13 protein-coding genes are annotated in these 14,231 nt (G+C 63.4%); 10 read left to right on the forward strand and 3 right to left on the reverse strand.

What is annotated here, in order from left to right; all coding sequences use genetic code 11:
• Window positions 1-33 precede the first annotated feature (33 nt).
• The 3 genes from MTP16_RS07080 (at window position 34) to MTP16_RS07090 (ending at window position 4,126) form a co-directional block, all read left to right on the forward strand.
• A complete protein-coding gene (locus MTP16_RS07080) occupies window positions 34-981 on the forward strand; it encodes a 3-oxoacyl-ACP synthase III family protein (RefSeq protein ID WP_243519999.1) in 948 nt (315 codons plus the stop codon).
• 88 nt (window positions 982-1,069) lie between these two features.
• On the forward strand, window positions 1,070-1,474 hold the full coding sequence (arfB, locus tag MTP16_RS07085; protein WP_243517286.1) for an alternative ribosome rescue aminoacyl-tRNA hydrolase ArfB: 405 nt from the start codon (window positions 1,070-1,072) through the stop codon (window positions 1,472-1,474).
• A gap of 66 nt (window positions 1,475-1,540) precedes the next feature.
• A complete protein-coding gene (locus tag MTP16_RS07090; protein ID WP_243517289.1) occupies window positions 1,541-4,126 on the forward strand; it encodes an FG-GAP repeat domain-containing protein in 2,586 nt (861 codons plus the stop codon).
• 325 nt (window positions 4,127-4,451) lie between these two features.
• Here the strand turns inward: MTP16_RS07090 and MTP16_RS07095 are convergent, their stop codons facing one another.
• Together MTP16_RS07095 and mgtE are read right to left on the reverse strand one after the other, a co-directional pair.
• Window positions 4,452-5,162, reverse strand: a complete 711-nt coding sequence (locus MTP16_RS07095) for a hypothetical protein (protein ID WP_243517292.1) — start codon at window positions 5,160-5,162, stop codon at window positions 4,452-4,454.
• A 139-nt stretch (window positions 5,163-5,301) separates the two neighbouring features.
• The gene (gene mgtE / locus MTP16_RS07100; RefSeq protein WP_243517297.1) at window positions 5,302-6,678 is read right to left on the reverse strand and encodes a magnesium transporter; all 1,377 of its coding nucleotides are present in this window, start codon (window positions 6,676-6,678) and stop codon (window positions 5,302-5,304) included.
• Between the two features lie 311 nt (window positions 6,679-6,989).
• On the opposite strand from mgtE, the gene MTP16_RS07105 reads away from it, so the two are divergent.
• Together MTP16_RS07105 and MTP16_RS07110 are read left to right on the forward strand one after the other, a co-directional pair.
• Complete coding sequence (locus MTP16_RS07105) at window positions 6,990-7,802, forward strand: cyanophycinase (RefSeq protein WP_243517300.1); 813 nt, start codon at window positions 6,990-6,992, stop codon at window positions 7,800-7,802.
• Between the two features lie 202 nt (window positions 7,803-8,004).
• Window positions 8,005-9,006 carry a toxin-antitoxin system YwqK family antitoxin gene (locus MTP16_RS07110; RefSeq protein ID WP_243517301.1) on the forward strand — a complete coding sequence of 334 codons (1,002 nt, stop codon included), beginning with the start codon at window positions 8,005-8,007 and terminating at the stop codon, window positions 9,004-9,006.
• Window positions 9,007-9,092: 86 nt separating this feature from the next.
• Here the strand turns inward: MTP16_RS07110 and MTP16_RS07115 are convergent, their stop codons facing one another.
• Entirely contained in the window at window positions 9,093-9,452 is a 360-nt protein-coding gene (locus MTP16_RS07115) for a YraN family protein (protein ID WP_243517303.1), read from the reverse strand.
• Between the two features lie 136 nt (window positions 9,453-9,588).
• Between MTP16_RS07115 and lipB the strand changes: the two genes are divergently transcribed.
• The 5 genes from lipB to MTP16_RS07140 all read left to right on the forward strand — a co-directional run bounded on the left by lipB (window position 9,589) and on the right by MTP16_RS07140 (window position 14,085).
• Window positions 9,589-10,425 carry a lipoyl(octanoyl) transferase LipB gene (gene lipB / locus MTP16_RS07120; RefSeq protein WP_243517305.1) on the forward strand — a complete coding sequence of 279 codons (837 nt, stop codon included), beginning with the start codon at window positions 9,589-9,591 and terminating at the stop codon, window positions 10,423-10,425.
• Window positions 10,422-10,838 carry a hypothetical protein gene (locus tag MTP16_RS07125; protein ID WP_243517306.1) on the forward strand — a complete coding sequence of 139 codons (417 nt, stop codon included), beginning with the start codon at window positions 10,422-10,424 and terminating at the stop codon, window positions 10,836-10,838. Before lipB ends, MTP16_RS07125 begins: the two co-directional genes overlap by 4 nt.
• Before the next feature lie 57 nt (window positions 10,839-10,895).
• Window positions 10,896-11,978, forward strand: coding sequence for an MraY family glycosyltransferase (locus MTP16_RS07130; RefSeq protein WP_243517308.1), 1,083 nt, complete (start codon window positions 10,896-10,898; stop codon window positions 11,976-11,978).
• Between the two features lie 6 nt (window positions 11,979-11,984).
• The gene (locus MTP16_RS07135; RefSeq protein ID WP_243517310.1) at window positions 11,985-13,178 is read left to right on the forward strand and encodes a DUF4271 domain-containing protein; all 1,194 of its coding nucleotides are present in this window, start codon (window positions 11,985-11,987) and stop codon (window positions 13,176-13,178) included.
• A gap of 76 nt (window positions 13,179-13,254) precedes the next feature.
• Window positions 13,255-14,085 (forward strand): uroporphyrinogen-III synthase, encoded by an 831-nt coding sequence (locus MTP16_RS07140; RefSeq protein WP_243517312.1) that lies wholly within the window; start codon window positions 13,255-13,257, stop codon window positions 14,083-14,085.
• Window positions 14,086-14,231 lie beyond the last annotated feature (146 nt).

Consider the following 14,231-nt stretch of genomic DNA (forward strand, 5'->3'; position numbering starts at 1 on the left):
ACCGCGGCTTTGCGTTCCACCCAATACGACCTCGTGTACCTTCACCATGTGGCGTCCTACCTCCCGGAGGCCGTCGTTACCAATGCTCACTTCACGCGCCTCAATGGCCTGGCCAACGAGTGGATAATTGAGCGAACCGGCATTCAGGAGCGCCGCAAAGCGGGCCCCGGCGAAAATGCGAATACCATGGCCATTGCCGCCACCCGTGCGGCGTTTGAGGCCGCCCCGGCTTTTGCGTCGGAAAGTGTTGATTTGATTGTGGTGGGCACCTACACCCCGCACGACACCATTTTCACAGCGGCCCACGCCGTGCAGCGCGACCTGGGCGTGAACGAAATTCCGACGGTGAGCATCTCGTCGGCCTGCTCGTCGCTGCTCAACGCGGTGGAGATTGTGGAGGGCTACTTCGCCATGGGCAAAGCCCGTCGCGCCGTGGTCGTTGTCACGGAGCATAACACCGCTTACAACAACGAAGAAGACACCATGGCCGGCCACCTGTGGGGCGACGGCGCGGCGGCCCTGCTCATCAGCAAAGAGCGCCTCAGCGACGATGACCTGCACATCCGCGAAGTCGTCACGGGTGGGGCCGCGCCTGTGAGCAAGGCCGACGAGTCGGTGACGCTGAAACCGGTAGAAAAAGGCATTGTGATGCCCTTCGGCCGCGACGTGTTTCAGCAAGCCTGCATCTACATGGCCAAGGTGACGCAGCAACTGCTCACGAAGCACCACATTCCCACCGAGGAGCTGACCTACCTCATTCCGCATCAGGCCAACCTGCGCATCTCTAACAACGTGGTGAAGCAGCTTGGCCTCGACCCGGCCCGCGCCGTGAACAACATCCAGCGCCTGGGCAACACCGGCTGCGCCGGCGCCGCCATCGGCCTGGCCGAGGTGTGGGACACGCTGAAGGCCGGCGACAAGGTCATCATCACGGTGTTCGGTGGTGGGTACTCCTATGGGGCGATGCTCTTAAATAAGTAGCGTAGCGTGGACTCTGCGAGTCCGCGCCTGCCCGACGGAGCCAACCTGATAATACGCGGACTCGCAGAGTCCACGCTACTTTCGCCCCATGCTGCCTCCCGCCACCGCCTTCCTGCCCGAAATCACCTTCCAAACCAGCCGGGCCAGCGGGCCGGGCGGACAGAACGTGAACAAGGTGGAATCGCGCGTGGAGCTGCGCTTTCCGTTGCGGGAATCGCAGGTGCTGACCGAGGAACAGAAGACGCTGATACTGGAGAAGTTGGGCAACCAACTCACGGCTGAGGGCCTGCTGCTCATTGCCGTGCAGGACGACCGCAGCCAGCTGCGTAACAAGGAAATTGCCCTGGCCCGCTTCCACGCCCTGCTGCTGAAAAGCCTGCGCCGCCCCAAGCCCCGCAAGGCCACCAAGCCCAGCAAAGCCGCCGTGCGCAAACGCTTGGATAGCAAAAAGATTCAGGGTGAGAAGAAGGCCAGCCGGCGCAAGCTGGAATAGGATGCCAAGCAAGCCGGGCTGCTGAGTCAGATTGCTGAGCGAGTGGGGTATTAACTGGCCGCTTCTGTGCGTTTCTTTGCTAAGCGCCACGTTTCGCAACCCGCCTTCATGCCTTGGTCGACCAACTTCCGCCGTTATTGGTGGCTACTGCCGGTGTGCGCCGGGCTGATAGGAATTCTGCTTTTGCTGACCAAAGGACCTGACCCGCAGCCGACTTCGGCTCCGGCCCGGAGGACAGTGCGCGCCAAACCCACTCCGCGCGTGCCCGGCGTCGTGAGCTCGCCCCTCGGCTCGGAAGAGCACATGGTGGCCATGGCCGACTTCAACGGCGACGGCCACCTGGACCTGGCCCATGCCAACGAGAACTACGGCGAGTTCAATTTCGACCCGCAAGGCACCGTGACCGTCTGGTACGGCGACGGCCGCGGGGGCCTGCGCCACGGGCCGGTGCTGCGCGACGCGGACGTGGTGGTGCTGGCGGGCCTCGACGCCGACGCGGACGGCGACGCCGACCTGCTGACGGGCGGCAGCATCTACCAGCAAGCGGGCGGCCCCTTGCTGCTGTGGCGCAACGAGGGCCGGGGCCGGCTGGTGCCGCAGCCTGTTCCTGTACTCCCCGATTGGGGCGATGTGGACGACCTGAACGTGGGCGATGTGGACGGCGACGGCGACCCCGACGTGGTGCTGGCCGCCGGCGCCCAGCTGGCGGTGGGGCTGAACGACGGGCATGGCCGCTGGCAATTCCGGAAAGTGGCCCAAAAGCACGGTTTCTACAACGAGCCTTACAAGCGCGTGGCCCTGGCCGACGTGGACGGCGACCACGACCTGGATATCCTCTCGCCCGGCGAGCGGGGCAACATGCTCCTCAACGACGGCCAAGGCCACTTTGGCCACGAGCAAATTCTGCCGAAATGCAGCGGCTACAGCGTGGCTATTGGCGACCTCAACGGCGACGCGCGGCCCGACCTGGTGATGGAACTGGGCGACATTGGCGAAGGCCAGTTGGGCGTGTTTCTGAACGACGGCCGCGGGCATTTCGGCCGGCCGGACCTAACGGATACGCTGGCGCACGACGGCCAAAGCCTGGTGGCGCTGGGCGACGTAGACCACGACGGCGACCTCGACTTGGTTATCGGTAATGGGACGGTAGGGGTGCGCCTCAACCAGGGCCGGGGCACGTTTGAACCCCTCTACCGAGTGCCTGCGCCGTCGTCGCACATCCAAGAGCTTCACCTGGCTGACATCAACCACGACGGGCAACTCGACATGCTGGTGCCGAGCGATGTGACGCGGGCCCACCCCCGGCAGCCGCGGCGCGCTACCCTGGCCACTTTGGCCCCGCCCACGGGCCAGGAGTGTTACGAAGAAGTTGACCAACTGCCCATGGCTGTGGGGGGCGGGCCGGTGCATCTCGTGGTAGAGGCCGCCATGCTGGCCCGCCTCGTGCTGCCCGCCGGGTATAGCATCGGCCTGGCCTCCTTGCCGTACCGGATGGAGCTGGTGGTGGGCCAAAGCGGGGCGGTGGAGCACGTCCGGCTGGGTGGGCAGATTGCGCCCGCCGTCGACTCGGCCATGCTGGACACGCTGCGGCAACTGCGCCTGGCGCCCGGCCGGCTGCACGGCCGGGCGGTGCGCATGCTGCTGCCCCTGCAGCCCCGGCTGGCGGCGCAGGGCCCCCCGCGCACCTTGCTTACCGCCGAGCCCGGCGAGGCCCCGGTATACGCCCACGCCGACCGCCTGCCGACCGGGCCGGGCGGCGGGCCGCTGGTGCCGTATCTGCGAGAGCAGGTGTTGAACCATTTCCTGCTGCCCGATACCGTGCGCGTGCCCCCGCACGGCCGTGTGGTGCTGGGCGGGGTGGTGGAGAAAGACGGGACCGTGACCAGCCGCCGGGGGCTAGACGAACTGCGGTCGGATATTGCCGAAACCTTGATTCCGGGCCTGGGCAGCGAGCAGCGGGTGGTGCCCGGCCGCCAGCACGGCCGGCGCGTGCGGGTGGCCGTGCGGGTGCCCATCGAGCTCACCGGGCCGCATGCGCCCCTGCGTTACTCCGAAGCCCAGCGCCTCGAAGACCAGACCCGGCAGCGGGGCTGGGCCCGCCGGCGCCCCGATGAAACCGACGACCAGTTTGTGCGCCGGGTGCTGCCCATCTCGCTGGCGGAGGGTGGCTACGGCCGCGTGGTAGCCCACGCGTGGCGGCCCGGCGCGTTTGGCCGGCAACTGTTCCTCAGTGTCAGCCCCGGGCAGGGTGACAACCCGCACGGCACCGACCTGCTGGTGCTCGACCCCTATCGCCCTAACCGGTATGCCCTGAGCATATTGCCGGTGCGGGAGCTGGATGATGGTATTTCCCTGGAAGACTTCTTCTTTGCCGACGTGAACCGCGACGGACGCGAGGAATTGCTGGCCCTGAAGCGGTGCGACCTGCGCGGCACCCTGCTCACGCGCCACGGCCGCTACACCTATTCCGGCTCCGAGCCGCGCTACGCCACCGACGTTTTCTTCTTGGCTGGCACCAGCCGCGCCGGTCGCCCGCGCTACCGCCCCGACACGGCCGAACGTTTCTACCTCGACGACCTGCCCACCGTGGCGGCCGTGCGCCGCGCCCTGGCCCGGCACTGGGCCGGGGCTGGCCGGCGCAAGCGGGAGTAGCAGCGACATACTTCCCGCAACCACCGGCACCCGTGCCCACAAGGGAAAGCACAGTAGGTAGGTGGCCCGGCACTAGTGCCGGTGGCTATGGGAAGTATGCTGATGCCTGCTGGCACCGGTGCCAGTACCCTTCGGCACACCTTCCACATGGCCCGGCACCAGTGCCAATAGGCATTGGCACACTGGCTACATAGCCCGCCACATGTGGCGGCAGGCATCAACACACCTCCCGCATGGCCCGCCACGCGTGGCGGTGGGCTTCGGCACACTGCCCACATGGACCGCCACGTGTGGCGGTGGTTGTGGGCAATGAAACCAGCCCGTGCTAATTCAAATCGAGGCCGAACAGGACGCCGAACCAGGGCTTGTGCTGGTACACCCAATGCTCCGCGTCGGGGCCCAGCAACTGGTCGAGGCCGGCGGCGAGGCCGATGTTGAAAGCCCGGGCATCGTAGATGGCGGCCAGGCCGCCGTGCAACACCACGCCCTCGTAGTCGGCGGCGGTGGGGCGGGCGGCGGCCGTCACGTCGTCGGTGATGAAGGTGGAGCCTGCCCCAATGAAGGCCCCGTAGCCCAGCCCTGTGGCCCGGATGTGCGGCGTGGGCCCAAACGGGGTGGTGCGTTTGGTGCGCAAGGAGTAGAAATCGAGCCGCCGGCCCACGTAAAGGGCGGCGTTGAAATTGGTGTTGAGCTGCACCGGCACCCCGCCCTGCGGCGGCCGCACCTTGAAGGGAATGGTGAACACGTCGAGGTCGAGCCGGCGGCGCAGCAGCCACAGCCGCTGGGTGGGCAGCAGGGCGTAGCGGTAGGTGCGGGGCCGGCCGGCGGGCGCGTCGGGCGTCAGCAGCAGGGTATCGGCCCGCTGCTGCACATAAAGCGGCTGGTTGGAGGCCAGCGCCGCCAGCGTGTCGCCCGCCGGGCGGTGCACCACGCGGTAGTAGCCGTCGTCGAGCTGCGTCACGTTGCCCAGCACCGCGCAGCCGCCCAGTGCCAGCGCGGCCGCGGGCAGCAGCAAGGAGGAGCGGTAGCGGGGCATGGAGGGCGGATTTGAGGTTTCTTAAAACGTCATGCAGAGCGACAGCAAAGCATCTTTACCGCGCAGCGCAATCAATTACTGCTGCAGTAAAGAGGTTTTGCTGACGTTCTGCATGACATTCAACTTACTGAAAATCCTGTTACAGCAGCGTGCCGCGCAAAAGCAGCAGGGCCACGGTGAAATAGATAATCAGCCCCGTTACGTCTACCAGCGTGGCTACAAAGGGCGCCGACGAAGTGGCCGGGTCCAGCCCCAGCTTCTTGAGCAGCAGCGGCAGCATGGAGCCCGCCAACGAGCCCCACAGCACAATGCCCACCAGCGCCACGCCCACCGTGAGGGCCACCAGCACCCAATGCTCGCCGTAGATGGGCGTGATGCTTTGCCAGATGGCAATGCGCCCGAAGCCCACCAGCCCCAGAATCAAACCCAGGGCCAGGCCCGTGATGATTTCGCGCCGCAGCACCCGCCACCACTCGCCCAGCGTGAACTCGCCCAGCGCCATGGCCCGGATGATGAGCGAGGTGGCCTGCGAGCCCGAGTTGCCCCCGGAGCTGATGATGAGCGGCACGAACTGCATGAGCACGATGGCCTTTTGCAGCTCGCCCTCGAAGAACTGCATGGCCGAAGCCGTGAGCAGTTCGCCCAGAAACAGCACCACCAGCCAGCCGGCCCGCTTCTGCACCAGCCGCATGAGCGGCATGGTGAGGTAAGGCTCGTCCAGTGCCTCGGAGCCGCCCAGCTTCTGAATGTCCTCGGTGTCTTCTTCCTCGCGAATGCTGAGGATGTCGTCCTGCGTCACGATGCCAAGCAGAATGCCCGAATCTGACACCACGGGCAGGGCAATGCGGTCGTTGCGCCGGAAAATATCAATGGCTTCCTCCTGGTCCTGGGCGGCGTTCAGGCTCACGTAGCGGCGGTCCATGAGGTCGCGCACCCGGGCGGCGGGCGCCGAGAGCAGAAACTCCCGAATGCGGATGTCGTCGATGAGCACGCCGTGGGCATCGGTCACGTAGAGCATGCTCAGCGTTTCGGACTGCCCGCCGTGCTGGCGGATGTAGTCGAGCACCTGCTGCACCGTCCAGTTCTCGCGGATGGCGATGTAGTCGGGCGTCATCAGCCGGCCCACCGAGTATTCGGGGTAGCCCAGCAGTTGCAGCGTCACCTTGCGTTCTTCCTCGCTCAGGCTTTGCACCAGCTCGGCCACGAAGTTGGCGGGCAGAAACTCCAGCAGGGCCGTGCGGTCGTCGGGCGACATCTCGTTGAGGATGTCGGCCATCTTGTCCTGGGCCAGGTTGGCCAGGAAGTGCCGTTGCACCTCCAAATCGAGGTATTCGAACACCTCGGTGGCCAGCTTGAGCGGCAGCAGCCGAAAGATGATGAGCTGTTCCCGGTCCTCTTCGGCCTCAATGAGCGCCACCAGCTCCGAGGGCTGGAAATCGCGAAGCAGCTGCTTTAACTTAAAAAATTCGCCCTCCTGAATCAGGGACGTGATGGTTTCCACGGTCTGCGGCTGCATGAAAAAGAGAGGAGGGGAGATGCTTCGCTAGGCAAGCGGGGTTGATGGAGAAAATAAGCCCCACAAAAGTAGGGCGAACTGGGCGGTAAATGGGTGTTGGGTGAGGAGAAAAGAAGTGGCTGGGCTGTCATCCTAGGCTCCGCGAAGGACCTTCTCCCGTCTTCGCCGTAAGAGAGGCACTGCAAATGCGTGCAGCCGCGAGAAGGTCCTCCGTGGCGCGGACGGCTGATAAAGCGTGGCACCACCTTTCCATCCCCGTCCGCTGAGTGTCATTCAAGCCCCAACTTGCCGTCCCAACCGCTTCCCAAGCTATGCCCACTGAAACTTCTGCCGCCGCGCCCCTCGGCACTCTCGTCATGCTGGGCGGCGGCGACGACGACCCCATGCTGGCCCTGCTGGCCCGCCTGCTGCCCGACCGCCACGCCCCCATCGAAATCCTCACCACCGCCAGCCGCCGCCAGCCCGCCCGCACCGCCGCTGCCTACGCCCACGCCCTGCACCAGCAAGGCTGCCCCCACGTGCGCCACCTGCAAGTGTGCGAAGACTATCCCGCCGACGCCCCCGAAACGCTCCAGCGCCTGCGCGACGCCGCCTTGGTGTTCATGAGCGGCGGCGACCAGGAGCGCATCACCGAATTTCTGCTGGGCACCGAGTTCCTGAACATCCTCCGCCATAAGTATGCAACCGAGCGTCAGTTCTTTGTGGCCGGCACCAGCGCCGGTGCCAGCGCCATGGCCGAGGTGATGCTGGTGCACGGCCACGGCTGGCGCAGCCTGCTCGGCGGCCAGATTGAGGTGAAGCCCGGCCTGGGCTTGCTGCCGGGCGTGCTGCTCGACCAGCACTTTGCCGAGCGCGGCCGTTACCCGCGCCTCATGCACGCCGTGCTGGCCCGGCCCGCGCTGCTCGGCATCGGCCTGAGCGAAGAAACCGGCCTCATCGTGCGCGCCGGCCAGCCCGCCGAGGTATTTGGCGAGGAAGCCGTGGTGGTGGTGGATGCCGCCGACGCGACCCACAACAACCTGCCCACCCTGGCCGCGGACGAGGTCATCAGCGGCCACAACCTGCGGCTGCACCTGCTGGTGGCCGGCCAACACTTGGATTTGGCCACGCGGGCGGTGAAGTAGGGCAGGAGGGTATGGGGGTAAGAGGGTAGGAGGTATTTGCGCACCTCTTACCCTCTTACCCCCATACCCTCCTGCCCTGGAATAAGAACCCGGGCACCAAAGCGCGCTACATTTGCGTTAGGGCCGCGGTATTATTGTTGGCTATTTTCAATTCATGGGTATCTCTCGTTTGGGGCCACGGCCGCTGCGTTTTTTGGGGGGAATGATGCTGGCGCTATTCACGGTGCTGCCGTGGGCGTGCACCCGCAAAACGGTGTCGTTCAAAAGCACGCCCGACGAACCCTTGGCAATGGTGTCGGACACGCTGACCACGACCGGTGACACGCTCAACGGCAAGCCCTCGCTGAGCACGGCCCGCAAGGCGGTGCTCACCAAGGAGCAAGAAAAGGCCGCCAAGGACGCGGAGAAGGACGCCCAGCGAAAGTCGAAAAAGAAGAAGAAAAACGTCTTCCTGGGCGAGAAGATGAAGAAGGCCTTCGTGAAGACCGGCCCGAAAGGCCGCAATCAGAAAATCACCATCTTCTACTACCTGAAGTACCCCAAACCGCTTAATGCCTACGCGCCGGCCTATTACTACTACGACACCAAGAAGCGGAAGATTCTGAAGCTGGCGGCGGTGGAGGAAGACGCCGCGCAACTCAAAATCATGCACGGCCCCTACAAGGTAATGCAGAACAACAAGGTGCTAGAAACCGGTTACTACGCCCTCGGCACCCGGCACCTGCGCTGGGAAACCTTCAACCAAAACGGCGTGCTGCTCACCAAGACGCACTACGAAATGGGCTTCCCGCGCGACGCCAACGTGAGCTACTACGGCGAAGACCGGAGCAAAATCAACGAAATTGTGCCCTATGTGAACGGCAAGCTTGAGGGCGACTACGCCAAGTTCTTCCAGAACGGCCAGCCCGAATGGCGCGGCCAGTTCGAGAACGGCAAGCGCGTGGGCATCTGGACCAAGTACTGGGGCTTCCGCAGCCGCCGCCGCTACGAGTACCAGTACGGCGAGTCGGGCTACGACCCCGAGGTGGCCGAACCCGAGCTCATCCGCGAGTACAGCCGCGAGGCCAAGCTCGTCTTCGACAAAGAAAAGAGCCTCGACACGCGCAACGAGCCCCAGGCCGACCCCAACCCGGCCCGCCGCCCCGGCTACACCCCCCGCACCGTTCCCAAAGCCGCACCTAAGGTGGCGCCGAAGCGGCGGTAGAGGGAATACAGGGGAGTAGGGAAGGTGGGGAAATAGGCAGGAGGCAAATATGCCTGTCTCTCATCTTCCCTTCTCCCTCTTCTCCACTAATAAAACGCGTCTTCAAAGTGCTCGATGCGGAAGCCCTGGCTGAGCTGTGTCAGAGCCACGATGTCGAAGCGAATGTCGCCGCGCCAGTCCAGCTCTTCCTGCAGATGCGTGGCCGCGAGGCGAAACAGTTCTTTTTTGCGGGCCGAGACAAAGGTTTCCGGCGTGCCGTACTGGCCCGAGGAGCGGGTTTTCACTTCCGCAAAAACCAGCAGGGCCTGGCCCTGGCGCAGCACTAGGTCCACTTCGGCACGGCCATGACGGTAGCCGAGTGCCAGCACTTCGTAGCCGCGGGTTTCAAAATACGCGGCGGCGGCGGCTTCGCCGGCTTGTCCTAATTCGTGGGGCGCGTGGGCCATGAGCAACAGTAGGGGAGGGAAAGCACGGGACAAGGCCTGCGCCAGCCGCAAAACCGTGCAAGCTAACCGCCGAAGCGCGCAAGCCAAAGCCTACGGCGGTTTGTACCTTTGCACTCCGTTTCATCAACTCTCGCCCATGGCTTCTTCCGTCGAACCGCTTTCAGCGCTGCCGTCCGCTGCCGTCCTGCCCGCCGGTGCTGGCCCTGGTCCCAACCGGACGCTGCAAGTCCAGCGCCTCGGCCTGGTGGAGTACGTGCCCACTTGGGAGCTGCAGGAAGAGCTGATGGCGGCCACGCTGGCCATTAAAACCCACAACCGCCAGGCCGAAGCCACCGGCGATGCCCCGTTGCCCACGCCCAACCACCTGGTGCTCTGCGAGCACCCGCACACCTACACGCTGGGCAAAAGCGGCAAGCCCGAGCATTTGCTGCTTGACGAGGAAGCCCTGACGGCGCACCACGCCAGCTTCCACCGCATCAACCGCGGCGGCGACATCACCTATCACGGCCCCGGCCAGCTGGTGGGCTACCCCATCCTCGACCTCGACAACTTCCGCAACGACATCCACTGGTACCTGCGCACGCTGGAGGAGGCCGTCATCCGCACCCTGGCCGAATACGGCCTGCGTGCCGGCCGCATTGCTGGCCTCACCGGCGTGTGGCTCGACTGGGAAGAGGGCGCGCCCAACCCGCGCAAAATCTGCGCTCTGGGCGTGAAGTGCAGCCGCTGGGTCACGCTGCACGGCTTGGCCCTGAACGTGAACCCCGATTTGTCGTATTTCGGCCACATCGTGCCCTGCGGCATCACCGACAAAGCCGTCACGTCTCTTGCCCAGGAGTTAGGAACCTCACCCGCCCCTACGGTGGCCGAGGTGCAGGAGCGCCTGCTGCGCCACCTGACGGAACTATTGGCGGCGGCCGAACCGTCTGCCTCACCAAATTCACCTACATCCAGCGCCAACGCCCCCTCGTGAAACAAGATATCAAGTTCGACCCCGTGGAAGGCGTCTCGGTAGCCGTCATTCCCAGCGAGCAAAGCCTGACGCCCGAAGGCCAACCATTCTGGCAAGTCTACTTGCTCAATCACAATGACTTTTCGCTCGAGAACGTCATCATAAACGCCAACGGCTACGGCCAGCAGCCCGACGGCGAAAAGGTGCGCACCACCACCTTGCGCTACCTTTTTGAGGAGGTGCCGCCCCACGCCGCCGTGCCCGTCGAGTCCATCGACCCGGCCGTGTTTCACCTCAACAACCAGTATTGGGTGAGCTACTACCGCGGCGCGCAAATCTTCGACAAGAAGTTCGTCTTCGTGCCCGATTCCATCGTGCCCGACAACCTCATCCACATTGCCCTGCTCGACCGTCAGGGCGTATTGCACAGCTAGCCATTCGCACCGCGGCGTTGCATTCGCCGCCTTTGCTTCGGCCCTAATTCGTTGTCTATGAATCAAATTAATATTCCTCTGGGCTTGTCCTGGATGTGGGCGCTGCTGGTGTCACTGTTCGCGGTGCCTTCCATCATCTACATCGCCCACCTCAAAAACATGCTCGACACGCCCAACGGGCGCACCGTGCACCAGTCGCTCACCCCGCGGCTCGGGGGCGTGGCCGTGTTTGCCGGGTTTATGTCGGCCCTCACCATTTTCGCGCCGCTCCGCAACGGGGTGCAGGAAATGCTGGCCGGCTGCATCATCCTGTTTTTTGTGGGACTGAAAGATGACCTGGTGGGCATGTCGGTGTCCAAGAAGTTCGTGGGCCAGCTCCTGGCTACCGGCATCGTGATGATAATGGCCGATGTGCGCCTGACCAGCTTCCAGGGCATTCTGGGCATCGGCACCCTGCCGGTGGGCATCAGCTACGCCTTCACCTTCTTCGTAATCGTGGGCATCACCAACGCCATCAACCTCATCGACGGGCTCGATGGCCTGGCCGGTACCATCGTGTCCATCATCTGCTGCACGTTTGGCTACTACTTCTACGCGTACGGCGGCTCCGGCTACGGCAACTATGTGTACGTGGCCGTGTGCCTGGTGGGCGGCCTGTTTGGCTTTTTGCGCTACAACTTTCACCGCGCCCCCATCTTCATGGGCGACACCGGTTCCTTGGTTTGCGGCTTCATTGTGTCGGTGCTGGCCATTCAGTTTATTGAGATGGGCCTGCACGTGGGCCAACCTTTCGGCTCGGCCGCACCTTCGGTAGCCGTAGGTATCTTGTTCGTGCCCTTATTCGATACGCTGCGGGTGTTCTCGTTGCGCATGCTAGCCGGCAAGTCGCCCTTCTCGCCCGACAAAAACCACATCCACCACCGCATCCTGGCCATGGGCTTCCAGCAAATCAGCACCGTGCTGCTGCTGGGCCTGCTCAACATCTTGGTGATTCTGTTTGTCATCCGCTTCGCCTACCTCGGCAACACCGTTCTCATTGTGGCATTGGCCGTGTTCTCGGCCTTGCTCAGCATATTCTTTGGGGTTTATCAAAGCCGAATTTCCCGCCGGCAGCTTTTAGCCGCCGAAAACGGCAACTAACACTGCATGGCCACGCGCGGTGCTCTTCAATGGGGTTGGCTGCTACTGTGCAGCCTCTGGCTGGCGCTGCCCGGCAGCTGGCACCCGGCCCGGGCCAGCGAATACAAGCAATTGCCCCCCGCCTCGCCCACGTCGCTATCAACCGATTGGCTGATTCACGACGCCGCGCGCAACCGCCTCATCTTCTACCTGCCGGGCTATCACCAGCCCGCTCACGCCTACTACCAGTGGGTGCGCCTCAGCCGCGGCCAGTCGTTCCCGCTGTCCTTTGCCGCGCAGCCCGGCCTGAGCTTGTTCATCGATAACCAGCTTGTTTTCACGGCACGCACCGCCACCACCTACTCGCTCGACCTCGCGCACCTCCTGCCTGCGCAGCTACCGGCCGGCTCGCACCTGCTCGCGGTGTGGCAGCCCGACGGCTACCCGGCCTTGTCGTCCTTTTCCGGCGTCAGCACCCCTAACTCCGCCGCTGGCCCGGCCGCTTCGAAGCTTGTGCAGGCGGCGCAGCCCCGCTTGCCCGGCCCCCAGGGCCAGAACGTGTACCTGAGCTTTCTGCTAGTGCTGGGGTTGTGCTACGGCGCTGTGCGCACCACCTACCAGCCGGGCCTGGCCCGCATTTTTCAGGTAGAGGAGCTGTTCGGCAACGGCAGCGACCAGCAGGCTTTCCTGGCCAAGCCGGCCTTTTCGCTGCTCAACCTGCTGCTGGTGCTGCTGTTCGCGCTGTCGTTTGCACTGCTGCTCACCGCCATTCACACCGACCTGCAAAACCTGCCCCTGCTACGGCAGTTCTTCAACGTGCCCGAAACCGCCATCGTCGCGCGGGTGCTGCTTTACACCGCCATCATCACGGCCTTCGTATTCGGCAAGTACGTTTACGTCGGCATTCTGGGCTACACGTTTGGCTTACAGCCCTTGGTCGATGTGCAGTACCGCGAGTTTCTGCGCACCACGCTGCTCGCAGGCTTGGTGCTGCCGCTCGTGCTGCTGCTGTACCTTGGCCTCAACACGGGGCATCCGCGCACCGTGGCCTGGGCGGCCAGCGCCGCCATCGCCTTGGTTCTGGTGGGCTCGGTCATCCGGGTGGGGCACACCCTGCACCAGCACGCTTCGTTGATGAATCTACATTTGTTTGCCTACCTTTGTGCCACTGAAGTACTGCCCTTACTAGTTTTACTTAAACTTATCGTTTTTACGTACTGATTGGCGCCGCCTTGCGGTCTGCCCTTTTTACATTTCTCTCCTCTTATTGTCCTAGTACTACTCTTTTTCTTCCTGTATGGCCGAGAGTGCAGAACAGCCGGGTACCGGCCGGCATGCTAAGCGCATCAGCAGCATCCTGGTTACCCAGCCCAAACCCACCAACGACGTTTCTCCCTATTTCGCCATTGCGGAGAAGTACGGCATCAAAGTGGATTTCCGCGAGTTTATCGAGGTGCAGCCGGTGTCTTATAAAGACTTCCGGCGCGAAAAAATCAATATTCTGGAATTCACGGCCGTCATCTTCACGAGCCGCAACGCCGTCGACCATTTCTTCCGCATCTGCCAGGAGGCCAAGCTGGAAATGCCCGCAGAAATGAAATATTTCTGTATTTCCGAGCAGACAGCCAACTACTTGCAGAAATACATCGTGTTGCGCAAACGCAAGCTGTTTGTGGGCGAGCGCACGGCGGCCGATTTGTTCGACGTCATCAAAAAGCACAAAGGCGAGAAGTTTTTATACCCCTGCTCCGACATTCGCAAGGAAGACCTGCCGGTGTTCATGCGGGCCAACAACATCAAGTTCACGGAGGCCGTTATCTACCGCACGGTGGCCAGCGACCTATCCGACCTGGCCGAGGTGAAGTACGACTGCATTGCGTTTTTCAGCCCCTCCGGCATCAGTTCGCTCTTCATCAACTTCCCCGATTTCGTGCAGGATGGCACCCGCATTGCCGCTTTTGGCCCCACCACGGCCAAAGCCGTGCTCGATGCCGGCCTCATCCTCGACATCGAGGCACCACACCCCAATGCCCCGTCCATGACAGGGGCCATCGAGGCCTACATTCGCCGCCATGCCCAGCCCGACGTGGGCAAGGCCAGCGCTAAAAATACCAAACCCGACGCCTGATTCAGGTAAGGGGTTGAAAACCGGAGCAAGGCCCTTGCCCCGGTTTTTTTTGGTTGAATTTTTTGGAGACGGTTTTTGCCTTACATTTGGAAGCTATTCTTCCAATCGCAGCCACCCACCACCCCCACCTCTCTTCTTCACCCGTT

The organism is Hymenobacter monticola, assembly GCF_022811645.1.
Classification (GTDB): Bacteria; Bacteroidota; Bacteroidia; order Cytophagales; family Hymenobacteraceae; genus Hymenobacter; species Hymenobacter monticola.

Excerpts from the sequence above, each read along its gene's own strand:
- MTP16_RS07130 (WP_243517308.1), top strand. The coding sequence starts at position 10,896 with ATGAATCAAATTAATATTCCTCTGGGCTTGTCCTGGATGTGGGCGCTG.
- mgtE (WP_243517297.1), bottom strand. The coding sequence starts at position 6,678 with ATGCAGCCGCAGACCGTGGAAACCATCACGTCCCTGATTCAGGAGGGC.
- MTP16_RS07105 (WP_243517300.1), top strand. The coding sequence starts at position 6,990 with ATGCCCACTGAAACTTCTGCCGCCGCGCCCCTCGGCACTCTCGTCATG.
- arfB (WP_243517286.1), top strand. The coding sequence starts at position 1,070 with ATGCTGCCTCCCGCCACCGCCTTCCTGCCCGAAATCACCTTCCAAACC.
- MTP16_RS07095 (WP_243517292.1), bottom strand. The coding sequence starts at position 5,162 with ATGCCCCGCTACCGCTCCTCCTTGCTGCTGCCCGCGGCCGCGCTGGCA.
- lipB (WP_243517305.1), top strand. The coding sequence starts at position 9,589 with ATGGCTTCTTCCGTCGAACCGCTTTCAGCGCTGCCGTCCGCTGCCGTC.
- MTP16_RS07110 (WP_243517301.1), top strand. The coding sequence starts at position 8,005 with ATGATGCTGGCGCTATTCACGGTGCTGCCGTGGGCGTGCACCCGCAAA.
- MTP16_RS07140 (WP_243517312.1), top strand. The coding sequence starts at position 13,255 with ATGGCCGAGAGTGCAGAACAGCCGGGTACCGGCCGGCATGCTAAGCGC.
- MTP16_RS07135 (WP_243517310.1), top strand. The coding sequence starts at position 11,985 with ATGGCCACGCGCGGTGCTCTTCAATGGGGTTGGCTGCTACTGTGCAGC.
- MTP16_RS07115 (WP_243517303.1), bottom strand. The coding sequence starts at position 9,452 with ATGGCCCACGCGCCCCACGAATTAGGACAAGCCGGCGAAGCCGCCGCC.